Source organism: Microbacterium sp. STRO-2N, from assembly GCF_057747775.1.
On sequence record NZ_CM173223.1, the window covers coordinates 3,472,813 to 3,487,184 of the forward strand.

Here is a 14,372-nt window from a genome sequence, read left to right on the forward strand (position 1 = left end):
CGCCACCCGAACCAACACCCCGCGCCCTCCTCCGAAGCCGCACGCGCATTCAAGTGTCACGACACGCGGCATCCCCGACACCATTCCGCGTGTCGCGCCACCCGAACCAACACCCCGCTCCCGGCGAACCCGCGCGGACGCGGCACGCGCCGAAGAACGCGTCGCGTGGTAGTCTCAGAAAACGTTTCCTGAAGGAGTGAGATGAGCCACCGCCGGTACGCCCTCGTCGGGGCGGGCCACCGCGCCCAGATGTATGTCGACGCGATCACGGGCCGGTACGCCGACGACGCGGTGCTCGTCGCCATCTGCGAGCCGAACCCCGCCCGCGCTCAGTACTACGTCGACCGTGTGGTCGCCGCCGGTCATCCCGCGCCCGCGGTCTACGGCCCCGACGACCTCGAGAAGATGATCCGCGGCGAGCGCGTCCATCGCGTCGTCATCTGCGCGCGCGACGACCTGCACGCCCCGCTCATCGTGCGGGCGACGGATGCCGGAGCCGACGTCGTGGTCGAGAAGCCGCTCACGATCGACGGGCCGTCCGCCGCGGCCATCGAGGACGCCATCGACCGCACCGGCCGCGAGGTCGTCATCACCTTCAACTACCGCTACTCGCCCCGGAACTCCACGCTGCGCCAGGTGATCCAGGATGGCACGATCGGCGAGGTGACCTCGGTCGACTTCTCGTGGGTGCTCGACACGAAGCACGGCGCCGACTACTTCCGCCGCTGGCACCGCGAGAAGGAGCACTCCGGCGGGCTTCTCGTCCACAAGGCGAGCCACCACTTCGACCTCGTCAACTGGTGGATCCGATCGGCGCCGCGCCGGGTGTTCGCCTCCGGCGGGCTGCGCTTCTACGGCGCCGAGAACGCGGCGGGACGAGGCATCCGGAATCGTCCCGAACGCGGCACGCACGACGGAGCCGACGCCTTCGAGCTCGATCTGCGGCAGGACGAGCGACTGAAGGCCCTGTACCTCGAGGCCGAGCAGCACGACGGCTACCTGCGCGACCGCGACGTGTTCGGCGACGGCATCACGATCGAAGACAACCTGGCGCTCGTCGTCGACTACGCGTCCGGCGCGACGCTCAGCTACTCGCTCAACGCCCACTCGCCGTGGGAAGGCTACCGGGTCGCGGTCAACGGCACCCTCGGCCGCGCCGAGCTCGAGGTCGTCGAGCGGGGTGCGGTGCTCGCCGACGAAGGCCTTCATCCGGTGCTCGATCCCTCCGCCGTCCACGCCGGCACCACGCAGTCGCTGCGTCCCGAGGGAGAGCGGCTCATCGTGCAGCGGCATTGGGAGGCCGCGTACGAGGTGCCGATCGTCGCCGCAGGCGAGGGCGGGCACGGTGGCGGCGATGCACTGCTGCTCGCGGACGTGTTCGAGGGCCCCGGAGACGACCCGCTCGCGCGCCCCGCGGACTGGCGCGACGGCGTCCGCTCGATCGCGGTCGGCATCGCCGGCAACCGGTCGCTCGAGACCGGGCTTCCGGTGCAGGTCGCCGACCTCGGCATCCGCTTCCTCGCCGCCGACGCCACGACCACCGGGGCGGCCCGATCGTGAGCCGCATCATCGTCACCGGCGGCGCGGGCCGGCTCGGCCGCAGCCTCGTCGCGGGGCTCGCCGCCGCCGGGCACGAGCTGATCTCGCTCGACCGCACGCGAGCCGATGCGCTCGAGCTGCCCGGTGTCGAGCAGGTCGTGGTAGAGCTGACCGATCCGGATGCCGCGTCCCGCGCCGTCGCCGACGCCCGGGCCGATGCGCTGGTGCACCTTGCGGCTCTGGCGGTGCCGTTCAGCGCGCCCGAGGACGTCCTCCTCCGCACCAACGCGACGCTCGCGCTCAACACGCTTTCGGCGGGGGTCGCGGCGGGGATCCCGAAGCTCGTGACGGCGTCGAGCCCGACGGTGCTCGGCTACGGCGCGCCGACGGGCTGGCTGCCCGACCGCTTTCCACTCGACGAAGACACGCCGCCCCGGCCGTGGCACGCCTACGGCCTGTCGAAGCACCTCGCGGAGCAGACCATCGCGATGCTCGCACGGCAGACCGGCGACGCGACGCGGTTCGCGGCGTTCCGCCCGTGCTACGTCATCGCACCCGAGGAGTGGGCGGGTGCCCCGACCCAGCAGGGCCACACCGTGCGCGAGCGGCTCGATGACCCGGCCCTGTCGGCCCCGGCGCTGTTCAACTACGTCGACGCGCGCGACGTCGCCACGTTCGTCGACACGCTGCTCGACGCGCTCCCTGACATCCCGAACGCCGAGGTGTTCTTCGTCGGCGCCGACGACGCGCTCGCGCGCGAGCCGCTCGCCGAGCTGCTGCCGCGGTTCGTCCCCGGCTCGGACGAGCTGGCCGCCGGTCTGACCGGCACCGCGCCGGCGTTCTCGAACGCCAAGGCGCGCCGCATGCTCGGCTGGCGACCCGCGCACACGTGGCGCGGCGAACTCGGCGAGTCCGAGCAGTCATCCCCTTCCGACCCCGCCCGAAAGGACGTGCTGGCGTGAACTTCGACGGCATCCTCTTCTTCCCCGTCACCCCGTTCGACTCCGACGGCCGGATCGACGACGACCTGCTGCGCACGCACATCGGCAGGACCCTCGAGCACGCGCCCGGAGGCGTGTTCCCCGCGTGCGGCACGGGCGAGTTCCACGCGCTCTCGACCGACGAGGTCGCACGGGTCGTGCGGGTCGCGACCGAGACGGTCTCCGGACGCGTGCCGGTCGTCGCCGGCACGGGCGGCCCGCTCGGCCACGCGACCGCGCTCGCACGGGCGGCGGCGGATGCCGGAGCCGACGCTCTGCTCGTGCTCCCGCCGTACCTCGTCGGCGGCCCGCAGCAGGGGCTCGTCGCGTACGTCGAGGTGGTGGCTGCGGCATCCGATCTTCCCGTCGTCATCTATCACCGGGCGAACGCCCAGTACTCGGTCGACTCGGTGCGCCGCCTCGCTCGCAACCCGAAGGTCGTCGGGTTCAAGGACGGCGTCGGAGACGTCGGTCTCGCGCAGCAGATCGTGCGCGCCGTGCGCTCCGAGGGGCGCGACGACTTCGCTTTCTTCAACGGCCTGCTCACCGCCGAGCTCACGCAGGGCGCGTACCGCGGCATCGGCATCCCGCTGTACTCGTCGGCGGCGTTCGCGATGATCCCCGAGGTCGCGAACGCGTACTACCGCGCGTACGTCGACGGCGACGAGGCGCGTCGCGCCGAGCTGCTCGACGGGTTCTACTCGCCGCTGGTGAGCCTGCGCGACGAGACCCCCGGCTTCGGCGTGTCCCTCATCAAGACGGGCCTGCGCCTCGGCGGCCTCCCCGTCGGCTCCGTGCGTGCGCCGCTGGTCGACCCGACGCCCGAGCAGGAGGAGCGGCTCGCGGCGATCCTCGAGGCGGGACGGGCGCTGCTGTGACATCGCCGATCGCGAGCACGGCCACGGCGCCGGGCGCCGACTGCGTCACCGTCGCGTCGTTCGACGCGCGGCTAGTGCGCGTGCCGCTGTCGCGGCCGTGGGCAGCGGATGTCACCTCGGTCGGCGTGATCGCGACGCACGTGATGCGCTCCGACGGCGCGGCGGGCTGGGGCTTCTCCTGGACACCGCAGATCGGCGCCGAGGCGGTGCATGCGCTGCTCGTGAACGACATCGCGGCGTTCGCGGTGGGACAGGATGCCGAGCCCGGCGCCCGCTGGCGCGCCCTGTGGCAGCACCTGCACGAGGCCGGGGGCGGGGGCGTCACGACGATCGCGATGGCGGGACTCGACCTCGCGCTGTGGGATGCCGCGACCCGCGCCGCCGGCACGTCGCTCACCGGCTTCCTCGGGGCGCAGCGCGAGCGCGTGCGTGCCTATGGCTCGGGCGTGAACCTGCACTACTCGATCGACGAGCTCGTCGCGCAGGTGCGGCGGTGGGTCGACGCCGGTTTCGACGCCGTGAAGGTCAAGGTCGGTAAGCCCGACGTCGCGGAAGACCTCGACCGCCTGCGCGCGGTGCGCGACGTGCTCGGACCCGATCGCGCGCTCATGATCGACGCGAACCAGCGCTGGGAGCTCGATCGCGCCACTCGCGCGCTCGACGTCCTCGCGCAGGTCTCGCCCGCGTGGATCGAAGAGCCGCTGCGCGCCGACGACCTCTACGGCCACATCGAGCTCTCGAAGCGCCTCGCGGCGTCGAGCGGCATCCCGATCGCGGTCGGCGAGAACCTGCACAACGTCTTCCGGTTCGACGACTTCCTGCGCACCGGCGCCGCGCAGATCGTGCAGCCCAACGTCGTACGCGTCGGCGGCATCACGCCGTTCCTCGGCATCGCGGCGATCGCGGCCGAGCACGGCGCCGCGCTCCACCCGCACCTGCTGCCCGAGCTGTCGGGCCAGCTCGCCCTGTGCCTGCGCTCGGTGCCCGGCATTCCCGAGCCGATGGCCGAGGACGTCGAGGACGCCGGCTTCGCCCAGCTCGGCGCGCTGCTGGACCCCTCACCCGTGCGCATCGCCGACGGAACCCTGACCGAGGTGCCGCACGCCGGCCTCGGCATCCGCTTCTTGTAACACCCGCCCGCTACCGCGCGAAACTTCACCTATGCACACGAGCAAGCCCGAAACGGTGACACGAGTGAAGTCTCGCGCCCTGACAGTGCAACCAACGTGAGGATGAGTCGAATGACGACGACCACCACCCCCGAACAGCTCGACGCGCTCGCGACGGCGGCCGCGGCTGCCGCCCCGATCTGGCGGGCGACGGATGCCGCGACCCGCGCCGCGTGGCTGCGCGCGGCCGCCGACGCGCTCGACGCCCGCATCGACGAGCTCGTCGCAATCGCCGACGAGGAGACGCGGCTCGGCGAGACGCGTCTGCGGGGCGAGGTCGGACGCACCACCGGACAGCTGCGGCTGTTCGCGTCCGTCGTCGAGGAGGGCTCGTACCTCGAGCTCACGATCGACGACGCCGACGCGTCCGCCACCCCGCCGCGCCCCGAGCTGCGGCGCATGCTGGTCGGCGTCGGGCCGGTCGCGGTGTTCTCGGCCTCGAACTTCCCGTTCGCGTTCTCGGTCGCCGGCGGCGACACCGCGTCCGCCCTCGCGGCCGGCAATCCCGTGATCGTCAAGGCCCACTCCGGGCACCCGCGCCTGTCGGAGCGCACGGCCGCGATCGTGAGCGCGGCCCTGACCGCGGCGGGGGCACCCGAGGGGTCGCTCGCGCTTGTCGAAGGGCGGGAGGCCGGGAACGCCCTGGTGCAGCACCCGGTCATCCAGGCGGCCGGCTTCACCGGCTCGCTCGGCGGCGGCCGCGCCCTGTTCGACCTCGCGTCGGGGCGCCCCGACCCGATCCCGTTCTACGGCGAGCTCGGCTCGGTCAATCCGGTCGTGCTCACACCGGCCGCCGTCGCGGCGCGCGGAGAGGCGCTGGCGCAGGGGCTCGTCGGCTCGTTCACGCTCGGCGTGGGACAGTTCTGCACCAAGCCGGGCGTGGTGTTCGTGCCGGCCGGCGCGGGCTTCGAGGAGCTCGTCGCCGGTTTCGCGACGGGCGCCGCGGGCGGACCGCTGCTCACCGACCGCATCACCTCGGCATTCCCTGCGGGCGTCGAGCACCTCGAGTCCGACCCGTCGGTGTCGGTCGTGGCCCACGGCCTGCCGGCCGAGTCCGGCGCCGCGCAGCCGGTGGTGCTGGCGACGGATGCCGCGGCCGTCGCCGCGCGCCCAGAGACGCTCCTCGAGGAGTGCTTCGGCCCGGTCACCCTCCTCGTCCGCTACTCGTCCGAGGCCGAACTGCTCACGGCGCTGCACGCCGTGCCCGGATCGCTCACCGGAACGCTGCACTCCGAGCCGGGCGACGACGTCGCCGCCGTGCTCGCGGTGCTCGAGCGCAAGGCGGGCCGCGTGCTGTTCGCCGGCTGGCCGACCGGGGTCGCGGTGACGTGGTCGCAGCAGCACGGCGGACCGTGGCCCGCGACGACCTCGCTGCACACCTCGGTGGGCGCGACCGCGATCCGGCGCTTCCTGCGCCCGATCGTGTTCCAGGACGCCCCCGAGGCGCTGCTTCCCCCGGTGCTGCGCGACGCGACGCTCGCAGCGCTGCCGCACCGTCGCAATGGAGTGCTGCGGGTGCCCTGAGTCGGTCTCGACCTGAGCGGTCCCGCCGCAGGATCGCCGCTCTTCGTCAGGACCTCTTGCGAGAACACCAGTCCGCGACGACGACACCCCGGCGACGGATGCCGACAGCCGGCGTGTCGGCGTCACCGATCGGTGTTTTCGCACCGGCGGGGGGCACCGTTCCACCAGATCGCCGTGGTGCGGCTCGACGGACCGGCTCCGCGCCTGATCCGCGCTCCGCGCTGACCGGGGCGAGACCGGCGGCTGTCAGTCGGTGAGGCCCCGGGCGAGAGCGGCTCCGGCTTCGGTGAGCCAGTGCGCCGGCTCCGCCATCGCGGCGTCGCTCGAGCCCGCGAGCTCGGTGAGCGAGACCGTCGCGGCGAAGCCCGAGGTGTCGGCATCCGTCGCCACGCGGCCTGCGACGAGGGCCACCGGCACGCCCGCAGCCGCCGCGACCGCCCCGACGTGTGCCGGAACCTTGCCCGCGGCGGACTGTCCGTCGTACGAGCCCTCGCCCGTCACGACGGCGGTCGCCGCGGCCACCGCCTCGTCGAGCCCGACGAGCTCCGCCACCGCCGCCGACCCCGGCACGAGCCGGGCGCCCCACGCCAGCAGGCCGAACCCGGTGCCTCCGGCGGCACCCGCGCCCGCGGCATCCGGATCCGCGTCGAGCAACGCCGCGAACCGGGCGAGTCCTGCGTCGAGCACCACGAGGTCGTCGGGGGTGGCGCCCTTCTGCGGTCCGAAGACCGCGGCTGAGCCGCGCGGGCCGAGCAGCGGATTCGTCACGTCGCTGAGCACGGTCACGCCGCGCGGCGGCAGCGGAGCGAGCCCCGATAGATCGGACGCCGCCACCGTGGCGAGCCCGCGCGCGCCGCCGGCGATCGGCGAGCCCGAGGCATCCGTGAATCGCGCGCCCAGCGCCGTCAGCATGCCCACGCCGCCGTCGGTCGACGAGCTCGATCCGATGCCGACCACGAGTCGCGAGACGCCATGGGCGAGCGCGGCCGCGATGGCTTCTCCGAAGCCCCGCGTGTGCGCGTCGAACGGGCGCAGCCGCGGCGGCGCGCCGAGCATCTCGATGCCGCTCGTGTTCGCGAGCTCGACGACGCCGGTTCCGTCCGGCGCGTCGCCGGTCGGCGGAAGCAGGACCCAGGATGCCTCGACCCGCGTCCCCTCCGGACCGGTCACCGTCACCGGCACCCGGCGCGCGCCGGGCACGGCTGCCGCGAAGGCGTCGACGGTGCCTTCACCGCCGTCGGCCATGGGCATGAGCCGCACCCGGTCGGCCGGCCGCTCGCGCCGCCATCCCGCAGCGAGGGCCTCCGCGGCAGCCGTGGCAGCGATCGTGCCCTTGAACGAATCGGGGGCGATCACGACGGTGCCGGGCATGCCCTGATTCTCCTCGCTGGCAGGATGGCCGATTGCGCGTCCCGCCGCAATAGCGGGAAAGCGTTGTCCCTGCGATCATCGTAACCATGCACCGAGTCGACGCCCATCCCGCACCGCGCGCCGTCATCGCCACGGGCGCGGGTCGGTACGCCGATCCGTGGCATCCGTTCCCCGCGACGTCGGCTCGCATCGCCGCGGCGCTGCGTGACGACGGCTGGGACGTTACGGTCGACGACGACGTCGACCACGCGCTGGCGCACCTCGACGGCATCGAACTCCTGGTGGTGAACGCCGGCGATCCGTGGCGCCACGGCGACACCGAGCTCGAGCCGCGCACGGACCCTGCGGCGGATGCCGGACTGCGGTCGGCGATCGACCGTGGCATCGGCATCATCGCGGTGCACGCGGCGCTCTCGACGCTCCGCGACCACCCGGTGTGGCGCGAGGCGATCGGCGGCGAGTGGGTGCCGGGCCGCTCGTGGCATCCGCCGATCGCCGACGCGCACGTGCGGGTCGTCGACGGCGACCACCCGGTGACCGCCCGGCTCGCCGGCTTCGACGTGGTGGACGAGCGCTACAGCGATCTCGCCGTCGACGACGGGGCGCGCGTGCTCGCCGAGCACGACGTCGACGGCACCGCGCACCCCGCGATCTGGGTGCGCGAGAAGCCGACTCGAGCAGTCGTCTCGTCGTTGGGCCACGACGAGCGCGCGTACGACACCCCCGAGCTCGTCGGCCTGCTGCAGCGAGCCGCGCGATGGGCCGCACGGGCCTGAACCGGCGACCCCCGGTGCACAGAATCAGAGCTTTCCGCCGACACGCCGCGCAACGGATGCCGCGGCCGGCGTGGCGGCACGAACCTCCGATTCTGTTTCCACTCTTACGTGCGGGCGCTGGGCTGGGCGGGTCACCCGACTCCAGCAGCGGGGCGGATCCGGCCGCGGCAAGAGGGTGACACGCGGTTGCGCTGCCCGAATCTGCACGCGCGGTCGAAAGATGCTGCGGCACGAGCAGGGAACGACCGCGCGAGGCAGCAAAGGGCCTGACGAGGCCGGCGGCGCCGGCTGCGGCATCCGTCGCCCGCCGAAACGGGGCCCGCCCGCCGACCGGGCAGAATGGAACGCGGCGCCGCTCGGCGACCCCGACCCCCGGAGTGACATGACCTGGCTCGTGACCGGAGGCGCCGGCTACATCGGCGCCCACATCGTCCGCGCTCTCGCCGACGCGGGACTCTCGCCCGTCGTGCTCGACGACCTGTCGAGCGGGCACGCCTCGTTCGTGCCCGAGGGTGTGGCGTTCGTGCAGGGCTCGATCCTCGACCGCGAGCTCGTCGAGCGCACGCTTCGCGAGCACGACGTCGAGGGCGTCATCCACGTCGCCGGCTACAAGTACGCCGGAGTCTCGGTGCGCCGGCCCCTGCACACCTACGCCCAGAACGTCGAGGGCACGCGTGTGCTGCTCGAGGCCATGGAGGCGGCTGAGGTGGCGAACATCGTGTTCTCGTCGTCGGCCGCGGTGTACGGCACGCCCGACGTGCCGCTGGTCACCGAGGACCTTCCCAAGCGCCCGGCGTCGCCCTACGGCGAGTCGAAGCTCATCGGCGAGTGGCTGCTGCGCGACCAGGCGATCGCGACCGCCGACTCGGCCCACCCGCTGCGGCACACGTCGCTGCGGTACTTCAACGTCGTCGGCTCCGGCGACCCGAGCATCTACGACACCAGCCCGCACAACCTGTTCCCGCTCGTGTTCGAGGCACTCCTCGAAGGCCGGGCGCCCCGCATCAACGGCGACGACTACGACACCCCGGACGGCACCAACGTGCGCGACTACGTGCACGTCGCCGACATCGCAGCCGCCCACGTCGTCGCGGCGACACGGCTCGCGGCGGGCGAACCGGTCGAGCCGGCGTACAACCTGGGCTCGCAGAACGGGCTGAGCGTGCGCGAGATCATGGACGCGATGGCCCGCGTCACCGGGATCGACTTCACGCCCGAGATCGGACCGCGCCGCGCCGGCGACCCCGACCGCATCGTCGCGACCGGCGAGCTCGCGGCCCGCGACCTCGGCTGGGCGAACCGCCACTCCGTCGACGAGATGGTCCGCTCGGGCTGGGAGGCCCGCCGCGCCGCCGGCGCCTGACGCCGGATAGAGGCCAGACGGGGACGGACTACGGAGCGATCTCAGCGGGCGGGAGCGGTGCTCGCGCGCAGCACGAGCCGGGTCGACACGGTCTCGAAGGTCGCGCCGGCGTCGGCCTCGATGCCGTCGACGAGCACGGTGACGGCGCGGGTTCCGAGCGTGTCGAAGTCCTGGTGCACGGTGGTGAGCGGCGGACGGTAGTCCGCGGCATCCGCCACGTCGTCGAACCCGACCACGCTCACGTCGTGCGGCACGTCACGGCCCGCCTCGGCGAGCGCGCGCAGCGCTCCGAGCGCCATCTGATCGTTCGCCACGAACAGCGCCGTCGCCTGGCCGGTGCCGAGAGCGGATGTCGCGGCATACCCCGACGCGGAGGTCCAGTCCCCGCGCACGACGGGTGGCGGCTCGACGCCCGCGGCGGCGAGCGCCTCGCGCCAGCCGCGCTCGCGCTCGGCCGCCGCGAAGGAGCCCTCGGGGCCGGCGAGGTGGTGCACGGTCCGGTGGCCGAGCTCGAGCAGGTGCCGCGTGGCGAGCGCCGCTCCGCCGGCGTGGTCGGTGCCCAGGGTGCTGAACCGCTGCTCTGCGCCGAGTCGCTCATCTGGCGGCGCGTCGACCACCACGAGCCGCAGTCCCGCCCCGATCGCCCAGCCGAGGGCGGCGGCGCCCCGCACGCGCTGGGTCGCCTCGTTCAGCACGATCGCGCCGTCGACCCCCTGCTCGGCGAGCCGCTCGAACGCTCCTGCGACGTCTCCGTCTGCCGCGAGCGTCACCACCGTGAGCGCGTAGCCGCGGTCGGCCGCGGCATCCGCCACCGCCTGCAGCATGCGGGAGTTGCCGACCGAGGCGAGCGTCGACACCACGAGCCCGATGGTCTGGGTGCGGCCGGTGCGCAGGGCTCGGGCTGCGCGGTGAGGACGGTACCCGAGCTCGGCCATAGCGGCCTCGACGCGACCACGGGTCTCGGGGTCGACGCGCGGGCTCGCGTTGACCACACGCGACACGGTCTGCCCCGACACTCCCGCGCGCGCTGCGACATCGGCCATCGAGACGCGCCTGGTCGCGTCGGGCTCGCGCCGCCCGCGTGATGCACGTGCCGTCGCGGCGTCGGCGACGCCGGTGAGGTCTTCGAAGCTCAGTCCCATGCCCCTCCTCCGCCTGTCTGCGCGTACAACCCAGGAGAATCCGGTGATGTTGACGATAACACACCGCTCCTGTTACCGTGTTGACGTGAACACGCCTGAAAACGGGACGGACGCCGTCACCCTCGGCGCCGGCGTCGTCAAGCGCCCGACGCACCTCGCCGACGGCCGCGAGCTGATCTACTACGACGATCCCGGCACCACCCTCGGGGCCGAGCGGGCCGTCGACGCCCGCGACCTCGCTCCGCGTCCGGCGACCGCGACGATGCGCCGCGACGTGCTGACCGGCGACTGGGTCTCGATCGCCGCGGCGCGGCAGAACCGCGCGTTCCTCCCGCCCGCCGAGCTCGATCCGCTCGCACCCCAGACCCCGACCAACCCGTCGGAGGTGCCGTCGCGCTACGACGTCGCCGTGTTCGAGAACAAGTCGCCGTCCTTCGGCCCCGCCCTCGCGCTCGCCCACGGCGACGCGCCCGCGGGCATCCTCGACGAAGCCCTCATCGCCACCGACCCGCCCCATGGACTCGACGACCTCGACTCCCCCGGGCTGGGCCGCACGCGCACGAGCGTCGGCCGGTGCGAGGTGGTGTGCTTCAGCCCCGAGCACGAGGGGTCGTTCGGATCCCTCACTCCGACCAGGGCACGCACCGTGATCGAGGCGTGGGCCGATCGCACCGCGGCGCTGTCGGCACTCCCCGGCGTCGAGCAGGTCTTCCCGTTCGAGAACCGCGGCGAGGCGATCGGCGTCACCCTCCCCCACCCGCACGGGCAGATCTACGCATACCCCTATGTCACGCCGCGCACCGCGACCCTGCTCGCGTCGATCGACCGTGAAGGACCCGACCTGTTCGCGCGGATCCTCGAGTTCGAGCGCGCCGGCGAGCGCGTCATCCTCGCGGGCGAGCACTGGACCGCCTTCGTTCCGTTCGCGGCGCGGTGGCCGATCGAGATCCACCTGCTGCCGCACCGGCACGTCGCCGACTTCGCCGGCACGACGGATGCCGAGCGCGACGAGCTCGCGACGCTCTACCTGCGTCTGCTCCGGGGTGTCGACGCGCTGTACGAGACGCCCACCCCGTACATCGCGGCGTGGCATCAGGCGCCGGTCCACCGGGGCCGCGACACCGTCCGCCTGCATCTGCAGCTGACCTCGCCGCGTCGCGCCGCCGACAAGCTCAAGTTCCTGGCCGGATCCGAGGCCGCGATGGGCGCCTGGATCGGCGACATCCCGCCCGAGTCCGCCGCCGCGCGCCTCCGCGAGGCCGTCGCGTCGATCCCCGAGGAGACCCTGTGACCACGACCGACACCGCCACCGCGGACGCCGCCCGCGCCCTGCTCGCCGAGCGTTTCGGCGCCGAGGCCGCCGGCACGTGGTCGGCGCCCGGCCGCGTCAACCTCATCGGCGAGCACACCGACTACAACGACGGGTTCGTGCTGCCGTTCGCGATCCAGCACCGCACGCACGTCGCGCTCGGCCGCCGTGACGACGGGCGCATCCGCGTCGCCTCGACGTTCGATGCCGAAGCCGTCGAGGTGTCGCTCGATGAGCTCGACGCCCTCTTCCCCGCCCGCCGCGACGAGCTCCCCGAGTGGTCGCGCTACCCCCTCGGCGTCGCGTGGGCGCTGCTCGCGGCCGCCGGATCGAGTGCTCGCTCTGCGGGCGTATCGAGATCATCCGGAACCAGCCCTGCCACCGTCGCCGGCGTCGACCTCGCGTTCGCCTCCGACGTCCCGGTCGGCGCCGGTCTCTCGTCGTCTGCGGCGATCGAGGGAGCCACCGCCGTCGCCCTTGCCGAGACGTGGGACCTCAACCTCGACCGAGTGGCCCTGGCGCAGGTCGGGCGCCGAGCCGAGAACGACGCCGTCGGCGCGCCCACCGGCATCATGGACCAGATGGCGGCGCTCCTCGGACGCGCCGACTCGGCGATTTTCCTCGACTGCCGCTCGCTCGAGGCGCAGGTCGTCGACCTCGGATTCGCGGATGCCGGCCTCGAGCTCGTCGTGATCGACACCGGCGTCAAGCACTCGCACGCGACCGGCGGCTACGGCGAGAGGCGTGCGGCGTGCGAGCGCGGTGCGGCGGCGCTCGGCGTACCGGCGCTGCGCGATGTGACCCCCGACGATCTGCCGCGGCTCGCCGAGCTCGTCGACGACGTCACTCTCCGCCGCGTGCGGCACGTCGTCACCGAGAACCAGCGCGTGCTCGACACCGTCCGCACGCTCCGCGAGCAGGGCCCGACCGCGATCGGCGACCTCCTCGTCGCCTCGCACGCGTCGATGCGCGACGACTTCGAGATCTCGGTGCCCGAGCTCGACACGGCCGTCGAGGCGGCACTCGCTGCGGGTGCCGTGGGCGCGCGCATGACCGGCGGGGGCTTCGGCGGCGCGGCGATCGCACTGGTCGCCCGCGACCGCGTGCAGGCCGTGACGGATGCCGCGAACGCCGCGTTCGAGGCATCCGGCTTCACCGTCCCCACGATCTTCACCGTCACGCCGTCCGCCGGAGCCGCCCGCGACGCCTGAACGGCGAGTGAACGCTCGAGCAGGCAGGGCGCAAGACACTGGCGGCGACGGATGCCTCGGCCTAGCGTCGAAGTCAGGGCCGGGGAATCCGTCCCCGACCGGAAGGAGCGATCGTGGCGTACATCACCGTCGGGACCGAGAACTCGGTCGACGTGGACCTCTACTACACCGACCAGGGCCCGGCCGACGCGCAGCCCGTGGTGCTGATCCATGGGTTCCCGCTGAACGGCGAGTCGTGGGGCAAGCAGCAGGCGGCGCTGCTGGACGCCGGATTCCGGGTCGTCGCGTACGACCGCCGCGGGTTCGGCCAGTCGACGAAGGCCGGCTCGGGCTACGGCTACGACACGTTCGCGGCCGACCTGCACGCGCTCATCGAGGACCTCGACCTGCGCGATGCGATCCTCGTGGGCTTCTCGATGGGCACGGGTGAGATCGCACGGTACCTGTCGCGCTACGGCAGCTCGCGCGTCGCGAAGGCCGCTTTCCTCGGGTCGCTCGAGCCGTTCCTGCTGAAGACCGACGACAACCCCGGAGGCGCCGGTCCGCAGGAGTTCTTCGACGGCATCGCGCAGTCCGTGCGCGACGACCGCTACGCCTTCATCACCGGGTTCTTCAAGGACTTCTACAACCTCGACGACAACCTCGGCTCACGCATCTCGCAGGAGGCCCTCGACGCGAGCGTGCAGGTCGCCAACCTTGCCGGCAACACCGCCATCGCGGCGGCGCCGCTCACGTGGCCGACGGACTTCCGTGCCGACATCCCGGCGATCGACGTGCCTGTGCTCATCCTCCACGGCACCGCCGACAACATTCTGCCGATCGACGCGACGGCCCGCCGGTTCAAGGAGCTGCTGCCCGACGCGACCTACGTCGAGCTCGAGGGCGCGCCGCACGGCCTGCTGTGGACGCACGGCGCCGAGGTCAACGAGGCGCTGCTGGCGTTCGTGCGGTCCTAGGGCCGGCGGCTCGTCTCACAGGACGGGCCGGCGATAACGGGCGGGTCCGACGCCATGGCTCCGCGCCCACCGCGGAGACGTCCTGCGACACGGACGAGAGAACGACGGATGCCCCGGCGCGGCGCCTGGGCAGGCGCGGTGCCGGGGTATCCGT

Annotated in this window: 12 protein-coding genes; 10 read left to right on the top strand and 2 right to left on the bottom strand. The window is 73.1% G+C overall.

Annotation, left to right across the window (positions count from 1 at the left end; all coding sequences use genetic code 11):
- Positions 1-201 precede the first annotated feature (201 nt).
- The 5 genes from AC3ANN_RS16035 to AC3ANN_RS16055 all read left to right on the top strand — a co-directional run bounded on the left by AC3ANN_RS16035 (position 202) and on the right by AC3ANN_RS16055 (position 6,090).
- On the top strand, positions 202-1,560 hold the full coding sequence (locus AC3ANN_RS16035; protein WP_488338382.1) for a Gfo/Idh/MocA family protein: 1,359 nt from the start codon (positions 202-204) through the stop codon (positions 1,558-1,560).
- A complete protein-coding gene (locus AC3ANN_RS16040) occupies positions 1,557-2,501 on the top strand; it encodes an NAD-dependent epimerase/dehydratase family protein (protein ID WP_488338383.1) in 945 nt (314 codons plus the stop codon). Before AC3ANN_RS16035 ends, AC3ANN_RS16040 begins: the two co-directional genes overlap by 4 nt.
- Positions 2,498-3,397, top strand: coding sequence for a 5-dehydro-4-deoxyglucarate dehydratase (locus AC3ANN_RS16045; protein WP_488338384.1), 900 nt, complete (start codon positions 2,498-2,500; stop codon positions 3,395-3,397). The genes AC3ANN_RS16040 and AC3ANN_RS16045 overlap by 4 nt, the downstream gene beginning before the upstream one ends.
- The gene (locus AC3ANN_RS16050) at positions 3,394-4,527 is read left to right on the top strand and encodes a mandelate racemase/muconate lactonizing enzyme family protein (RefSeq protein WP_488338385.1); all 1,134 of its coding nucleotides are present in this window, start codon (positions 3,394-3,396) and stop codon (positions 4,525-4,527) included. Before AC3ANN_RS16045 ends, AC3ANN_RS16050 begins: the two co-directional genes overlap by 4 nt.
- Before the next feature lie 102 nt (positions 4,528-4,629).
- A complete protein-coding gene (locus AC3ANN_RS16055; RefSeq protein ID WP_488338386.1) occupies positions 4,630-6,090 on the top strand; it encodes an aldehyde dehydrogenase (NADP(+)) in 1,461 nt (486 codons plus the stop codon).
- A 246-nt stretch (positions 6,091-6,336) separates the two neighbouring features.
- On the opposite strand, the gene AC3ANN_RS16060 is transcribed toward AC3ANN_RS16055, so the two are convergent.
- Positions 6,337-7,461, bottom strand: coding sequence for a glycerate kinase (locus AC3ANN_RS16060; RefSeq protein ID WP_488338387.1), 1,125 nt, complete (start codon positions 7,459-7,461; stop codon positions 6,337-6,339).
- A gap of 86 nt (positions 7,462-7,547) precedes the next feature.
- On the opposite strand from AC3ANN_RS16060, the gene AC3ANN_RS16065 reads away from it, so the two are divergent.
- Entirely contained in the window at positions 7,548-8,237 is a 690-nt protein-coding gene (locus AC3ANN_RS16065) for a ThuA domain-containing protein (protein WP_488338388.1), read from the top strand.
- Positions 8,238-8,619: 382 nt separating this feature from the next.
- Entirely contained in the window at positions 8,620-9,600 is a 981-nt protein-coding gene (gene galE, locus AC3ANN_RS16070; protein WP_488338389.1) for a UDP-glucose 4-epimerase GalE, read from the top strand.
- A gap of 41 nt (positions 9,601-9,641) precedes the next feature.
- Here the strand turns inward: galE and AC3ANN_RS16075 are convergent, their stop codons facing one another.
- Positions 9,642-10,643, bottom strand: coding sequence for a LacI family DNA-binding transcriptional regulator (locus AC3ANN_RS16075; protein ID WP_488340849.1), 1,002 nt, complete (start codon positions 10,641-10,643; stop codon positions 9,642-9,644).
- A gap of 184 nt (positions 10,644-10,827) precedes the next feature.
- Between AC3ANN_RS16075 and galT the strand changes: the two genes are divergently transcribed.
- The 3 genes from galT to AC3ANN_RS16090 all read left to right on the top strand — a co-directional run bounded on the left by galT (position 10,828) and on the right by AC3ANN_RS16090 (position 14,218).
- Positions 10,828-12,033, top strand: a complete 1,206-nt coding sequence (gene galT / locus AC3ANN_RS16080; protein ID WP_488338390.1) for a galactose-1-phosphate uridylyltransferase — start codon at positions 10,828-10,830, stop codon at positions 12,031-12,033.
- Complete coding sequence (gene galK, locus AC3ANN_RS16085) at positions 12,030-13,262, top strand: galactokinase (RefSeq protein WP_488338391.1); 1,233 nt, start codon at positions 12,030-12,032, stop codon at positions 13,260-13,262. Before galT ends, galK begins: the two co-directional genes overlap by 4 nt.
- Positions 13,263-13,375: 113 nt before the next feature.
- The gene (locus AC3ANN_RS16090) at positions 13,376-14,218 is read left to right on the top strand and encodes an alpha/beta fold hydrolase (protein WP_488338392.1); all 843 of its coding nucleotides are present in this window, start codon (positions 13,376-13,378) and stop codon (positions 14,216-14,218) included.
- Positions 14,219-14,372: the final 154 nt, after the last annotated feature.